This window comes from Micromonospora sp. KC723 (assembly GCF_004348595.1).
Taxonomy (GTDB): Bacteria; Actinomycetota; Actinomycetes; order Mycobacteriales; family Micromonosporaceae; genus Micromonospora.
This window is the reverse complement of the sequence record NZ_SMKD01000031.1, coordinates 1-13,365: the sequence shown is the minus strand read 5'-3', so window position 1 is coordinate 13,365 and position 13,365 is coordinate 1. Positions and strand designations below refer to the sequence as shown.

Genomic DNA, 13,365 nt, shown 5'->3' with positions numbered 1-13,365 from the left:
GTGGCGGTGGAACAGCAGGCGCGGGGTGCGATGAACGGCGTGACGAGTACGGGTCGACGGCGGTCCCGCAGGGACGAGATCCTGGAGATCGCGGTCGGTCTCTTCGCCGCACGCGGCTACCACGGGGTGTCGATGGACGACATCGGGGCCGCCGCCGGGGTGACCGGGCCGGCCCTGTACCACCACTTCGCCGGCAAGGAGGCGATGCTGGCAGCCGCGCTGATCCCGGTCAGCGAGGGGCTGCTCGACGGCGGCCGGGACCGGGCCGCCGGCCACCCCGGTGAGCCGCGTGCCGCCCTGGAGTCCCTGATCGACTTCCACGTCGACTTCGCGCTGGCCAACCCGGCGGTCATCGCGCTGCACCTGCACGAGTTGGACCGGCTGCCCGACGAGCCGCGTCGCCGCATCCGCCGGCTCCAGCGCCTCTACGTGGAGGAGTGGGTGACGGTGCTGACCGCGCTGCACCCCGACCTGCCCGACGGTGAGGCCCGGGTGCTCGCCCACGCCGCGTTCGGCCTGATGAACTCCACCCCGTTCCTCGGTGGCGAGGTGGAACGTCGACGGCGGGCCGCACTGCTACGCGGCGCCACCCTGGCCGCCCTGCTCGCCCCCACTCCTGTCTGAACCGCCCGGCGTACCCGTCACCGGCGATGCCGTACCCGCCGGACTTCCCGGTCCGATTCCGGGCCCGGTGGTCGGTGACTCGTCAGTAACCGTGGGGTCATGGTTGGCTGGCAGCCGTCTTCACCCCTGGACGTCGGGAGGAAACATGATCGAGTCACTGCTGGTCGCCAACCGGGGCGAGATCGCCCGCCGGATCATCCGTACCGCCAGGCGGCTCGGCATCCGTGCGATCGCGGTGCACTCGGAGGCCGACGCCGACCTGCCGTTCGTCGGCGAGGCCGACGAGGCGGTCTGTGTGGGCCCGGCCAACCCGGCGCAGAGCTACCGGAACACCGAGGCGATCCTCGCCGCCGCCAGGTCCACCGGCGCGCAGGCCATCCACCCCGGGTACGGCTTCCTGTCGGAGAACGCGGGCTTCGCCCGTACCGTCGAGGCCAGCGGCCTGATCTGGGTCGGGCCCGGCGCGGACGCGATCAGCGCGATGGGCGACAAGATCAACGCCCGGAACCTGATGGCGGCGGCCGGCGTGCCGGTCGCGCCCGGCACCACCGACCCGGCGGCGGACCTGGACGCGGCGGCCACCGCCGCCGCCGAGATCGGCTACCCGGTGATGGTCAAGGCCGCGGCCGGTGGCGGCGGCATGGGCATGGGCGTGGCCCACGACGAGGCCGCGCTGCGCATCGAGTACGACAAGGTGCGCTCGTTCGCCGAGCGGATGTTCGGCGACGGTTCGGTGCTGATCGAGCGCTACTTTCCCCGGGTACGCCACGTCGAGGTGCAGATCCTCGGCCTCGCCGACGGCCGGGTGGTGGCCCTCGGCGAGCGGGAGTGCTCGGTGCAGCGCCGTAACCAGAAACTGGTCGAGGAGTCGCCGTCCCCGGCGGTCTCGCCGGAGCTGCGGGAACGGTTCCTGGCGGCGGCGGTCCGCGCCGGCGAGGCGGTGAACTACCGCAACGCGGGCACGGTGGAGTGCCTGCTCGATCCGACCACCGGAGAGTTCTTCTTCCTGGAGATGAACACCCGCCTCCAGGTGGAGCATCCGGTGACCGAGCTGGTGTACGGCGTGGACCTGGTCGAGGAGCAGCTACGGGTGGCCGCCGGGCTGGCGCCGACCTTCGACCCGGACGCGCTCGCCCCGCGCGGGCACGCCATCGAACTGCGGATCAACGCCGAGGACCCGAAGCGTTTCCTGCCCGGTCCCGGCGTGATCAAGACGTGGGTCGAACCGACCGGCGAGGGCGTCCGGGTGGATTCGGGCTATGTCGAGGGCAACACCGTCACGCCGTTCTACGACAGCCTGATGGCGAAGCTCATCGTGAGTGGCGCCGACCGGGCCGAGGCGATCGAGCGGGCGAAGGCCGCGGTGGCCGCCTTCGAGCTGGCCGGCCCGAAGAACAACCTCCCCTTCTTCGCCGAGCTGATGGAGAACGAGGAGTTCCTCTCCGGCGACTACGACACCGCCATCGTCACCCGCATGCGCTGACGATCCGGTCTCTTTCGTGCGGTGGGATGCTGGGGGAACCAGCATCCCACCGTCACAGTGAGGTGACCCCTAATGGCGGAACTGCCGGACTTCGTCTCCATCCGTGAGGTCGGCCCCCGGGATGGGCTCCAGAACGAGGAGCCCATCCCGACCGAGGCCAAGGTACGGCTGCTCGACGCCCTGTCCCGCACCGGCGTACGGCGGATCGAGGCGGTGTCGTTCGTGCATCCGAGCGCGATTCCGCAGATGGCCGACGCGGACGAGGTGTGGCGGCGGGCCGCCAAGGCCGAGGGCGTGCGCTACTCCGCCCTGGTGCCGAACACGCGGGGTACGCGGCGCGCCCTGGCCGCCGGGTTCACCGAGATCGAGGTGGTGGTGTCGGCGAGCGACACCCACAACCGGCGCAACGTGAACCGTTCCACGGATGAGTCGCTGGACGACATCGCGGAGCTGATCGACCTGCTGCACGGGGCCGGCGCCCGGGCCGAGGTGATCGTGGCGACCAGTTTCGGCTGCCCGTACGAGGGGGACGTCGATCCCGCCCGGGTCGCCGGGATCGTCGACCGGGTGGTCCGTGACGGCGCCGACCGGGTGGCGTTCGGCGACACCACCGGCATGGGTACGCCCCGCCGGGTCCGGGAACTGCTCACCGCCGTACGCGACCGAAACGCCCACGTCCCGGTGCTGCTGCACTTCCACAACACCCGGGGTACCGCGCTGGCGAACCTGCTCACCGCCCTGGAACTGGGCGTCACCGAGTTCGACGCCAGTGTGGGCGGCCTGGGCGGCTGCCCGTACGCCCCGGGTGCCAGTGGCAACCTGGCCACCGAGGAGGCCGTGCACATGTTGCACGACATGGGCATCGACACCGGCATCGACCTGGACGCGCTCATCGAGGCGGCGGAACTGGCCGAGGAGTTGACCGGCAAGCGCCTGCCCTCCGGCGTCCTGCGCGCCGGCCCCCGTACCCGCCTCACGCCGCTCCCGGCCTGAGTCACGGGGTGCTGGGGGTACGTCGGCTGCGGCGTACCCCCAGCCTCGTGGTTCACCGGGTCGGCGCGCCCGACTCGGTCGGCAGGCCGGCCGCCACCCAGTCCTCGATGCCCTCGGCGTACTTGCGCACGTTGGTGTAGCCGAGGGCGGTGAGCCGGTCGGCGACCCGGCCGCTGTTCGGGCAGGAGGGGTTGGAGCAGTAGGTGACGATCGCGGCTTCCCGGTCCGGCAGCAGTTCCGCGGCGCGTGCGGACACGTCGGCCTCGATCAGGGGGACGGCTCCCGGCAGGTGCTGCCGGGCGTAGTGGTCGCCGCCGAGGGCGTCGACGACGGTGACGGTGCCGGCATTGATGGCGGCGCGCAACTCGTCACGGGCGATCAGGCTGGACATGGTGACCTCCGAAGTAGGTGGACTATAGTCCGGTTATGCCTCGGAAGGTTAGCGGACCGCAGTCCGTTTACGCCACTCCTCCCGCCGAGCTGCTGGAGTTGCGTATGTCACCGCCCAGGGAGCGGGCTGATGCGGCGCGCAATCGGGCGGCCGTGCTGGAGGCGGCCGCCGTCCTCTTTCGGGAACGCGGCGTGGAGGCCGTCTCGATGGACGCGGTGGCTGCCGCCGCGGGGGTTGGCAAGGGGACGCTGTTCCGCCGGTTCGGCGACAAGGCGGGCCTGGCCACCGCGCTGCTCGACGAGCAGGAGCGGGATCTGCAGGAGGCGATCCTGTTCGGCCCGGCTCCGCTGGGGCCCGGGCCGCCCGGTGCCGCGGTGACCTCCCAGGAGCGGCTCCGTGCCTTCGTCGAGGCATACCTGGACCACCTGCTCGGCCACCTGGACCTGGTGCGGGTGTCGGAGACCGCCGCCCCCGGCGCGCGGTACCGGATTGGGGCGTACCGGTTCTGGCACCGGCATGTCGCTCTGCTGCTGGCCGGCCGCGCCGACCCGGTGGCCGACGCTCACCTGCTGCTCGCTGCGTTGGCTGCCGAGCACGTGGCCGCCGTCCGGGTCGAACTCGGCGACGAGCGGCTGCGCGGGAGTCTGCACGGACTGGTCGAAGCCCTCACGTCGTAAGTCGCGGTGCAGAGCCTCGGCGGGTCGCCGAGGGGGGAGTCGATGCGCTAGCCTAACGATCGTTCAGGTCGGGTCGTCCGTTCACGAGGCGGACGTCGCAGGGGCGAGGGAGTCGGCGTGACGCTCGACGGTGAGGCACTGGAGCAGCTGCGCAAGCGCGCCCGGGCCGGCGGTGCGGACAAGTACCACGCGGCGAACGCCGCCAGGGGCAAGCTCTTCGCCCGCGAGCGGGTCGCCCTGCTGGTGGACGACGGCTCGTTCGTCGAGGACGGCCTGTTCGCCAACGCCTGCGGCGGCAAACCGGTTGGCCCGGCCGCCAACACGACTGCTGACGGCCTGCCGGCCGACGGCGTGGTCACCGGTACCGCCACCATCGACGGCCGCCAGGTCTGCCTGATGGCCAACGACTCCACCGTCAAGGCCGGTAGCTGGGGCGCGCGGACCGTCGAGAAGATCATCCGCATCATCGAGCGGGCGTACTCGACCGGCGTGCCGATGGTCTACCTGGTCGACTCGGCCGGCGCCCGGATCACCGACCAGGTCGAGCTCTTCCCCGGCCGGCGTGGCGCGGGGAAGATCTTCTGGAACCAGGTCCGCGCCTCCGGTTCGATCCCGCAGGTCTGCGCGCTGTTCGGGCCGAGCGCGGCCGGTGGGGCGTACATCCCGGCGTTCTGCGACGTGGTGGCCATGGTGGACGGCAACGCCAGCATGTACCTCGGCTCCGACCGGATGGTCGAGATGGTCACCGGCGAGAAGACGACGCTGGAGGCGATGGGCGGGGCCAAGGTGCACTGCGCCGAGTCCGGCGTCGGGCACTTCCTCTGCAAGACCGAGGCCGAGGCGCTGGACGTGGTGAAGCGCTACCTGTCCTACCTGCCGGCGAACTGGACCCAGCAGCCGCCGGCCGCGCCCGCCAGGCCGGCGTCCGACAAGGTCGACCTGGCCGCGCTCGTGCCGGCCAGCGAGCGGCAGGCGTTCGACATGCGCCGGTACGTCAGGGGCCTACTCGACGACGGCTCGTTCTTCGAGATCCAGGCGCTCTGGGCCAAGGAGCTGACCATCGGCCTCGGCCGGTTGGGCGGCGAGGTCGTCGGCGTGGTCGGCAACAACTCCATGTTCAAGGGCGGGGTGCTCTTCGTCGACTCGGCCGACAAGGCGACCCGGTTCGTGCAGCTCTGCGACGCGTTCAACGTGCCGCTGCTGTTCCTGTCGGACGTGCCGGGGTTCATGGTCGGCAGCGCCGTGGAGAAGCAGGGCATCATCCGGCACGGCGCCAAGATGATCACCGCGATCTCCGAGGCGACCGTACCGAAGATCTGCGTGGTGGTCCGCAAGGCGTACGGCGCGGGCCTGTACGCGATGGCCGGGCCGGGCTTCGAGCCGGACGCGACGATCGCGCTGCCCACCGCGAAGATCGCGGTGATGGGCGCGGAGGCCGCGGTGAACGCCGTCTACGCCAACAAGATCGCCGCGATCGCCGACGTGGCCGAGCGCGCCGCCTTCGTCACGGCCCGGCGCGAGGAGTACGAGCGGGACATCGACATCGTCCGGCTCGCCAGCGAGCTGGTGGTCGACGCGATCGTCGAGCCGCACGAGCTCCGCGCCGAGCTGCTGCGCCGCTTCGCCGCCGCGCGCACCAAGGACCGGCACTTCTCGCGTCGCCGGCACGGCGTCACCCCGGTCTGACCCGCCCCACCCCGCCATGGTCCTGGCACGACCGGGACCAGCACCGCCCGTCCCGGCGTCACCAGCGCCCGGCGGCTCAGCCACACAGGAGGATCAGATGGACTTCCGGCTCAGCGAGGAACACGAGGCGCTGCGGTCCAGCGTGCGGGAGTTCGCCCGCGAGGTGGTCGCCCCGGTCATCGGCGAGCACTACGACAAGCACACCTTCCCGTACGAGATCGTCCGGCAGATGGGCAAGATGGGACTGTTCGGCCTGCCCTTCGGCGAGGAGCACGGCGGCATGGGCGGCGACTACTTCGCGCTCTGCCTGGCCCTGGAGGAGCTGGCCCGGGTCGACTCCAGTGTGGCGATCACCCTGGAGGCGGCGGTCTCCCTCGGTGCGATGCCGATCTACCGCTTCGGCACCGACGAGCAGCGGGCGCAGTGGCTGCCGAGGCTGCTCAGCGGTGAGGCGCTCGCCGGCTTCGGTCTGACCGAGCCGGGCACCGGCTCCGACGCCGGCGGCACCCAGACGAGGGCGGTCCTGGACGGCGACGAGTGGGTGATCAACGGTGCGAAGGCGTTCATCACCAACTCGGGCACCGACATCACCGCGCTGGTCACCGTCATGGCCGTCACCGGCACCCGGGAGGACGGCTCCAAGGAGTTGTCCACCATCATCGTGCCGAGCGGGACGCCCGGCTTCACGGTCGCGCCGGGGTACTCGAAGGTCGGTTGGACCGCGTCGGACACCCACGAGCTGACCTTCGACGACTGCCGGGTCCCGGCGGCCAACCTGCTCGGTACGCGGGGGCGCGGGTTCGCCCAGTTCCTGCGGATCCTCGACGAGGGCCGGATCGCCATCGCCGCGCTCGCCGTCGGTCTGGCCCAGGGCTGTGTCGACGAGTCGATCAGGTACGCGAAGCAGCGGCAGGCGTTCGGCCGGACGATCGGCAGCTACCAGGCGATCCAGTTCAAGATCGCCGATATGGAGCTGAGGGCGCACACCGCGCGGCTGGCGTACTACGACGCGGCGGCGCGCATGCTGGCCGGTGAGCCGTTCAAGCGGCAGGCCGCGATCGCGAAGCTGCACGCCAGCACGATCGCGGTCGACAACGCCCGCGAGGCGACCCAGATCCACGGCGGCTACGGCTTCATGAACGAGTACCCGGTGGCCCGTTTCTGGCGGGACGCCAAGATCCTGGAGATCGGCGAGGGCACCTCCGAGGTACAGCGGATGATCATCGCCCGCGACCTGGGAGTCTGATTTCCGACAGAACCCCTGCCGTGCCCGTGGGGCAGGGGTTCTGTCAGGTTCGGGCCGTCGGGCATGCGACGTACCGGTGTCGACCGTCCTATCCGATCCGTACCCTTCCTGCCCATGACCCCGGCTCATGATCACCTGTCGGGCCCGGGTGGTGGTACCCCGCTCGGGGAGCTGTTGCGGGGGCATCGCCTGGCCGCCGGTCTGACCCAGGCCGACCTGGCGGAGCGGGCCGGGCTCGGGGTGCGGACGGTGCGGGACCTGGAGCGCGGCCGGGCCAGCCGACCGCAGCGCAGCACGGTCGAACTGCTCGCCGACGCGCTCGGCCTCGCCGGCGAGGCGCGTGTCGCCTTCCTGTCCACCGCCCGGCGTCGAACCATCGAGCGGGCCGTCGCCGGGGACGGGGAAGCCCGGCCCGTCGCCACCTCCGCTCCCGACCCGGGTACGCCGTTCGCGCTCCCGCCTCCGGTCGAGCTGGTCGGCCGGGAACGGGACCGGGCCGACGTGGTAGGCCTGCTCACCGCCGACGGGGGACCGCCGGTGGTGAGTCTGGTCGGGCTGGCCGGTGTCGGCAAGACCGCCCTGGCCCTGGCCGTGGCGCACGAGGTGGTCGACGCGCACCCGGGCGGGGTGGCCGGGGTGTTGGTCGACGAGAGTTCCGACGCCGCCGACATTCTGGCCACGGTCAGCGCGGTTCTGGGCGCGGCCCGCCTGCCCGATCTCGCCGGCCGGCTCCGAGGCCGCCCGGCGTTGCTGCTATTGGACGCGGTGGAGCGGGCCCCCGGCCCGGTGGCAGAGGCGTTGCGGCAGCTCACCGACGTGGTGCCTACCCTGCGGTTGCTGGTGACGGGCCGGCATCCGGTGGGCGTACCGGGAGAGCTGGTCCGGCCGGTCGCCCCGCTGGACGTACCCCCGCCCGGCGTGGACGACGCCTTCGGCCTGGCCCGGTACCCGGCGGCGGCACTCTTCACCTCCCGCCTCGCCCGGGTCCGCCGGGACCCACCCGACCAGCGGGAACTGCCGGCCCTGGCCACGCTGGTGCGCCGGCTCGGCGGGCTGCCGCTCGCCATCGAGCTGATGGCCGCCCGGGGCCGGATCCTCGACCTGGACGAGCTGCTCGACCGGTACGGCGACCGGGTGCTCGACCTGGCCGCCGCCGACCCGGGCCGGCGGGGCTGGGAGCCGGCCGGGACGGCCGTGCGGGCCCCCGCGCCGGTGACCCTGCGGGAGGCGGTGGCCACCAGCTACCGCCAGCTCGCCGGGTCCGAACGGGCGGCGCTGCGTCGACTCGCCGTCTTCGCCAACCGGTGGTCGGTGGAGCTGGCCGAGGAGTTGCTGGCCGACGGGAGCGACAGGGTCGCCGACCCGGTCCCGCTACTGGACCGACTGGTACAGCTTGGTCTGGTCAGCGTCCGCGGCACCGGGACGTTCCGGTTCCGGTTGCTCGACGCGGTCCGTGACTTCGCCCTCGAACGAGCGGCCGGGCGGGGTGAGCTGACCGCGATCCGCCGCCGGCACGCGGTGGTCGTCACCCGGCTGGTGGCCCGCACCGCACCGGATCTGGCCGGCCCGGAGCTGGCCCGTGCGGTGCGCCGACTCGACGAGGTGACCAGCGACATCGGTACCGCCCTGGCGCACGCGGCCACCGACGATCCGCACACCGCGCTGCGGCTGGCGGCGGCCCTGCCCCGCTGGTGGCGGCTGCGCGGGCGGGACGTCACCGGACGGCGGTGGCTGCGGCGGCTGCTCGCGGACCCGCGCACCGCCGACGCCGACCGGGTGGTGCGGGCCTGGGCGCTGCTCGGGGTGGCTCGGTTGGCGGCTGAGCACGGTGCGGGGGCGCAGGAGTTGGCGGCGGCCCGGTCGGCGCTCGACGTGTTCGTCAGGCACGGCGAGGTCACCGGCGAGTTGGAGGCGCGCAACGTGCTCTGCGCGTTGCTGATCGCCACCGGCGGTCACGACGAGGCCCGGGACCAGGCGCGGACAGTGTTGGCGCTGGCCACCCTGCACGACCGGCCACGCGACATGGCGGTCGCCCAGAACAACCTCACCTGGCACGAGATCCGCCTGGGTGATCTGGCCGGTGCCCGCCGCCGGCTGGCCACGGTCGACCGGCTGGCCGCGCAGTGCGGCGAGCGACGGCTGCGCCTGTTGGCCCGGGCCAATCTCGCCGAGGTGGCCCGTCACCAGGGCCGGTACGCCGAGGCGGTCGAGTGGGGTCGACGGGTGGTGGGGGCGCTGGCCGAACTGGGCGACCCGGGGCACCGCCGCCGGGTGCTCGGCACGGTGGGGTTGGCGCTGGCCCAGGACGGCCGGGTGGACGAGGCCGCCGAGGTGCTCGCCGAGCTGCGGACGGGTGCGGGCCAGGCCGGCCCGGTGTCCGGGTCCGGGCGTCCGGGCTCCGGCCCGCCGACGGTGTGGCGGCCGGAGGAGGGGATCTGCGCCCTGATCGAGGGGACCATGGCGCTGCGCCGGGGCGATCGGGAGCTGGCTGCGGAGTGGTTCGGCGTCGCGGCCGAGGCCGGTGCCACCGGCCAGGACCGGCGGGACGTCATCGAAGCGCTGGTCGGGCTGGTGGCGAGCACCGGCGACCCGGTGGCGCGGGAACGTCTCGACCGGGCCTGCCGGCAGAGCGGGACCCGGCTCCTGCCGTACGAGCTGGGGCTGCTGCGCGACCAGGGGCCGCCCCGCGACGCCGACCAGGACGACTGAAGGGGTCGCCGGTGTCGGGATGGTTCGCCACCGAGAGACCTGTGGTGCGGGAACGGTCCAGGGTGCCGACCCAGATCTGGTGCGGGGAGCCCCGAGCAGGACGCCGCTGGCAGGGGCGGCCGAGTCCGGAGGCACGTTCTCGACGGGCTGCGCGCCGCGCGGGCGGCGATCCGCCAGTGACGTGGAGGGAGGCGCGAGCGAAGAAGCCCCCTGGTGACACCCTCGCTCAATCGCTCGCGCCCAGCACCCCCCGGTGCTTCCCCGCGCGAGACGTAGGGTAGCCAGGCTTCCTGTCTGGTTTGTCGGCCTTCTCGGGGTTGTCCTGGCCGTTCGCCGGGTTCTGCCGGTGGTTCTGCCGGTGCTGGCTCAGTCGCGCGGGTCGAACTCGTCGTCGGCCGGGGCGGGCGCGGTGCTGCCGGCCGTGGCACCCGGGTGCACGGCGTCGCGTACCCGGCGCAGCCCGTCGAGCATCGCGGCGAGGGCTTCCGGTTCGAGCTGGCTGGTGAACCACTGCTCGATGATCCGCAGGTGACCGGGGATGGTCTCGTTCAGCCGCTTCAGCCCGGAGGCGGTGATGACCGCGTGCGAGCTGCGCCGGTCGGACGGACACGCCCGCCGGCAGAGCAGCCCGTCGCGTTCCATCCGGTCCACCACGCGGGTGACGCCGCTGGTGGAGAGGGACGTCTGGGCGGCGAGGTCGGTCATCCGCAGTTGGTGCCCGGGTGAGCGGGCGAGCCGCATCAGCACCTCGAACTCGACGGCGGAGAGGCCGTGCTCCTCGAACTGCGCGGCGAATCGGGCCGACAGCCCGGCGTACGCCTCGACGAGCAGGCCGACGGCGGTGATCCGGGGGTCGTCGAACACGTTCTGGTCCACCTGGCCATCCTAGCAGTGCTTGACACGGGGAATATTGTCGAAGCTATAGTTGCTCAGTCAGTCGTTTGGACGCTAACTCATTCCCCCTGGAGGGCAGCTTCATGACCAGCACCGAGTCGGTTACCCGCGACTGGGAAGGCCTTACCATCCCCGCCCCCGGCACCTACCTCCTGGACGCCGCGCACAAGCGGGTCGGCTTCGTCGCCCGGCACATGATGGTCAGCAAGGTGCGCGGCGAGTTCGCCGACGTGGCCGCCACCATCACCGTCACCGACGACCCGATGCAGTCCTCGGTCGTCGCCACCATCCAGGCGGCCAGCATCGACACCAAGCAGGCCGACCGGGACGCCCACCTGCGCAGCCCGGAGTTCCTCGACGCCGAGGCGTTCCCGACGCTGGAGTACCGCAGCACCAGCGTGAAGTCCCGGGACGGCAACGAGTTCGTCCTGCTCGGTGAGCTGACCATCAAGGGCGTCACCCGGCAGGTCGAGCTGGAGGTCGAGTTCGAGGGCGTCGGCCACACCCCGTTCGGCACCGACGTGTTCGGCTTCACCGCCAGCACCGAGATCGACCGTGAGGACTTCGGTCTCACCTGGAACGTGGCGCTGGAGACCGGCGGCGTGCTGGTCGGCAAGAAGATCAAGATCGAGATCGAGGGCGAGGCCGTGCGCCAGGCCTGAGCCACCCTCCGACGAAGGCCCCCGCTCGCGGAGCGGGGGCCTCGCCGTATCCGACGTGCGGATTGTCACTGCTTGTGGGCAACTGCGGGTCGGTGTGGGTGAGGGGCGCGGGGTAGAGATGGGCGCGGAGCGTACAACCGTCGGGCTCTGGTCCTTATGCGAAAGCGCTCTTACGGTTGGTTCACCAACGCGCGCCGGGACGGCACGGTCCCGCGCGCCTCGCGCCAGGAGGGCACATGGGTAGAGACGTCGAGCAGGGCGCCTTCTCCCGGGAGGACCGGGTCCGCTACCGGCAGAAGGTCCGGCGCTGCCTGGACGTCTTCGCGCTGATGCTGGACGACTTCGGCTTCGACGCGGACCGACCGATGACCGGCCTGGAGATCGAACTCAACCTGATGGACCCGGCGGCCGAGCCGGCGATGCGCAACGAGGAGATCCTGGCCGCCATCGCCGACCCGCTGTTCCAGACCGAGTTGGGGCAGTTCAACCTGGAGTTGAACGCCAAGCCCCGGCTGATCGAGGGCACCGGTTTCGCCGACTACGAGCAGGACCTGCGCAGCAGCCTCACCCGCGCCGACGAGCGCGCGGCGAAGTCCGACGCCCGGATCGTCCTGGTCGGCATCCTGCCCACCCTCACCGAGCGTCACCTGGTGGCCGACAACCTTTCCACCAACGAGCGGTACCGGGTGCTCAACGACCAGATCGTCGGGGCCCGGGGCGAGGACCTCGAACTGGACATCCGGGGTGTCGAACGGCTCCGGACCCACACCGACTCGATCGCGCCGGAGGCCGCCTGCACCAGCCTCCAGTTCCACCTCCAGGTCGCGCCGGACAGTTTCGCCGACTACTGGAACGCCTCGCAGGCCATCGCGGGCGTCCAGGTCGCCGTCGGCGCGAACTCCCCGTTCCTGTACGGGCGGCAGCTCTGGGCGGAGACCCGCATCGCGCTGTTCGCGCAGGCCACCGACACCCGCCCCGACGAGCTGAAAGCCCAGGGTGTGCGCCCCAGGGTGTGGTTCGGGGAGCGGTGGATCACCTCGATCTTCGACCTGTTCGAGGAGAACGTCCGCTACTTCTCGCCGCTGCTGCCGATCTGTGAGGACGAGGATCCGGTCGAGGTGCTGCACGCCGGCGGCGTACCGCGGTTGGCGGAGCTGCGCCTGCACAACGGCACCGTCTACCGCTGGAACCGCCCGGTCTACGACATCATGAACGGCCGTCCACACCTGCGCGTGGAGAACCGGGTACTCCCCGCCGGCCCGACCGTGGTCGACATGCTGGCCAACGCGGCCTTCTACTTCGGGCTGGCCCGGGGGCTCGCCGAGGCGGACCGCCCCATCTGGAGCCAGCTCACCTTCAGCACCGCAGAGGAGAACTTCCACGCCGCCGCCCGCCGGGGCATGGACGCCGTGTTGCACTGGCCCCGGCTCGGCGACGTGCCGGTGACCAGGCTGGTTCTGGACACCCTGTTGCCGACGGCGGCCACCGGACTGGACCGGTTCGGCGTCGCGCCGGCCGAACGGGACCGGCTGCTCGGCATCATCGAGCAGCGCTGCCGTACCGGCCGCAACGGCGCGGTGTGGCAGACCGAGGCGGTCTGGGCGGCGGAGCGGCACCGAGGCATGGACCGCGACGCGGCCCTGCACCACATGGCCCGCTGTTACGCCGACCTCCAACGCGGCAACCAGCCGGTGCACACCTGGCCGGTCGACTGACGCCCCGCCGCGCCGGGCCACCGACGCTGGTTCCGCCGCCTCCGACGGGACAGCGTCACCAGCCGGGTCACCGGGTGCGGCGACCGGGCCGGGTCGTCGGAACGGCCCCCGGGGCCGTCTGCTCCCCGGGTGTGTTGGCCGGCTGACCGGACCCCTCTGCCGACGCGGCGTCGCGGCCCTCGGTCACGGGTCTCCGCCGCCTGGTCGCGGCGTCCCCGTCTCGTGCCGGGTCGGTCGGGGCGGCACCGGACGGCGCGGGATCGGTCGGCGGCGGTGGGGCGGTGG

11 protein-coding genes are annotated in these 13,365 nt (G+C 72.2%); 9 read left to right on the top strand and 2 right to left on the bottom strand.

What is annotated here, in order from left to right; translation table 11 throughout:
* Window positions 1–30: 30 nt before the first annotated feature.
* The 3 genes from E1165_RS10005 to E1165_RS09995 all read left to right on the top strand — a co-directional run bounded on the left by E1165_RS10005 (window position 31) and on the right by E1165_RS09995 (window position 3,100).
* Window positions 31–624, top strand: coding sequence for a TetR/AcrR family transcriptional regulator (locus E1165_RS10005; protein WP_132390045.1), 594 nt, complete (start codon window positions 31–33; stop codon window positions 622–624).
* Between the two features lie 145 nt (window positions 625–769).
* Window positions 770–2,107, top strand: a complete 1,338-nt coding sequence (locus E1165_RS10000; protein WP_132389991.1) for an acetyl/propionyl/methylcrotonyl-CoA carboxylase subunit alpha — start codon at window positions 770–772, stop codon at window positions 2,105–2,107.
* A gap of 72 nt (window positions 2,108–2,179) precedes the next feature.
* Window positions 2,180–3,100 (top strand): hydroxymethylglutaryl-CoA lyase, encoded by a 921-nt coding sequence (locus tag E1165_RS09995; RefSeq protein WP_132389989.1) that lies wholly within the window; start codon window positions 2,180–2,182, stop codon window positions 3,098–3,100.
* 52 nt (window positions 3,101–3,152) lie between these two features.
* On the opposite strand, the gene E1165_RS09990 is transcribed toward E1165_RS09995, so the two are convergent.
* Window positions 3,153–3,491 (bottom strand): rhodanese-like domain-containing protein, encoded by a 339-nt coding sequence (locus E1165_RS09990; protein WP_132389987.1) that lies wholly within the window; start codon window positions 3,489–3,491, stop codon window positions 3,153–3,155.
* A gap of 35 nt (window positions 3,492–3,526) precedes the next feature.
* Here E1165_RS09990 and E1165_RS09985 point away from each other — a divergent pair, with 35 nt between their 5' ends.
* The 4 genes from E1165_RS09985 (at window position 3,527) to E1165_RS09970 (ending at window position 9,809) form a co-directional block, all read left to right on the top strand.
* Window positions 3,527–4,168, top strand: coding sequence for a TetR/AcrR family transcriptional regulator (locus E1165_RS09985; protein ID WP_132389985.1), 642 nt, complete (start codon window positions 3,527–3,529; stop codon window positions 4,166–4,168).
* A gap of 117 nt (window positions 4,169–4,285) precedes the next feature.
* Complete coding sequence (locus E1165_RS09980) at window positions 4,286–5,854, top strand: acyl-CoA carboxylase subunit beta (protein ID WP_132389983.1); 1,569 nt, start codon at window positions 4,286–4,288, stop codon at window positions 5,852–5,854.
* Window positions 5,855–5,951: 97 nt separating this feature from the next.
* Window positions 5,952–7,100: an acyl-CoA dehydrogenase family protein gene (locus tag E1165_RS09975; RefSeq protein ID WP_132389981.1), complete on the top strand. Its 1,149-nt coding sequence runs from the start codon at window positions 5,952–5,954 to the stop codon at window positions 7,098–7,100.
* A gap of 114 nt (window positions 7,101–7,214) precedes the next feature.
* Window positions 7,215–9,809: a helix-turn-helix domain-containing protein gene (locus tag E1165_RS09970; protein WP_132389979.1), complete on the top strand. Its 2,595-nt coding sequence runs from the start codon at window positions 7,215–7,217 to the stop codon at window positions 9,807–9,809.
* A gap of 366 nt (window positions 9,810–10,175) precedes the next feature.
* Here E1165_RS09970 and E1165_RS09965 read toward each other — a convergent pair whose 3' ends face one another.
* A complete protein-coding gene (locus tag E1165_RS09965) occupies window positions 10,176–10,685 on the bottom strand; it encodes a MarR family winged helix-turn-helix transcriptional regulator (protein ID WP_132389977.1) in 510 nt (169 codons plus the stop codon).
* Window positions 10,686–10,786: 101 nt separating this feature from the next.
* On the opposite strand from E1165_RS09965, the gene E1165_RS09960 reads away from it, so the two are divergent.
* Together E1165_RS09960 and E1165_RS09955 are read left to right on the top strand one after the other, a co-directional pair.
* Window positions 10,787–11,365: a YceI family protein gene (locus E1165_RS09960; protein ID WP_132389975.1), complete on the top strand. Its 579-nt coding sequence runs from the start codon at window positions 10,787–10,789 to the stop codon at window positions 11,363–11,365.
* Window positions 11,366–11,601: 236 nt separating this feature from the next.
* Window positions 11,602–13,080, top strand: a complete 1,479-nt coding sequence (locus E1165_RS09955) for a glutamate--cysteine ligase (RefSeq protein ID WP_132389973.1) — start codon at window positions 11,602–11,604, stop codon at window positions 13,078–13,080.
* Window positions 13,081–13,365: the final 285 nt, after the last annotated feature.

What these genes read in the sequence shown, in the direction of transcription:
- E1165_RS10005 (WP_132390045.1), top strand. Translation starts at nt 31, where the DNA reads ATGAACGGCGTGACGAGTACGGGTCGACGGCGGTCCCGCAGGGACGAG.
- E1165_RS10000 (WP_132389991.1), top strand. Translation starts at nt 770, where the DNA reads ATGATCGAGTCACTGCTGGTCGCCAACCGGGGCGAGATCGCCCGCCGG.
- E1165_RS09995 (WP_132389989.1), top strand. Translation starts at nt 2,180, where the DNA reads ATGGCGGAACTGCCGGACTTCGTCTCCATCCGTGAGGTCGGCCCCCGG.
- E1165_RS09990 (WP_132389987.1), bottom strand. Translation starts at nt 3,491, where the DNA reads ATGTCCAGCCTGATCGCCCGTGACGAGTTGCGCGCCGCCATCAATGCC.
- E1165_RS09985 (WP_132389985.1), top strand. Translation starts at nt 3,527, where the DNA reads ATGCCTCGGAAGGTTAGCGGACCGCAGTCCGTTTACGCCACTCCTCCC.
- E1165_RS09975 (WP_132389981.1), top strand. Translation starts at nt 5,952, where the DNA reads ATGGACTTCCGGCTCAGCGAGGAACACGAGGCGCTGCGGTCCAGCGTG.
- E1165_RS09970 (WP_132389979.1), top strand. Translation starts at nt 7,215, where the DNA reads ATGACCCCGGCTCATGATCACCTGTCGGGCCCGGGTGGTGGTACCCCG.
- E1165_RS09960 (WP_132389975.1), top strand. Translation starts at nt 10,787, where the DNA reads ATGACCAGCACCGAGTCGGTTACCCGCGACTGGGAAGGCCTTACCATC.
- E1165_RS09955 (WP_132389973.1), top strand. Translation starts at nt 11,602, where the DNA reads ATGGGTAGAGACGTCGAGCAGGGCGCCTTCTCCCGGGAGGACCGGGTC.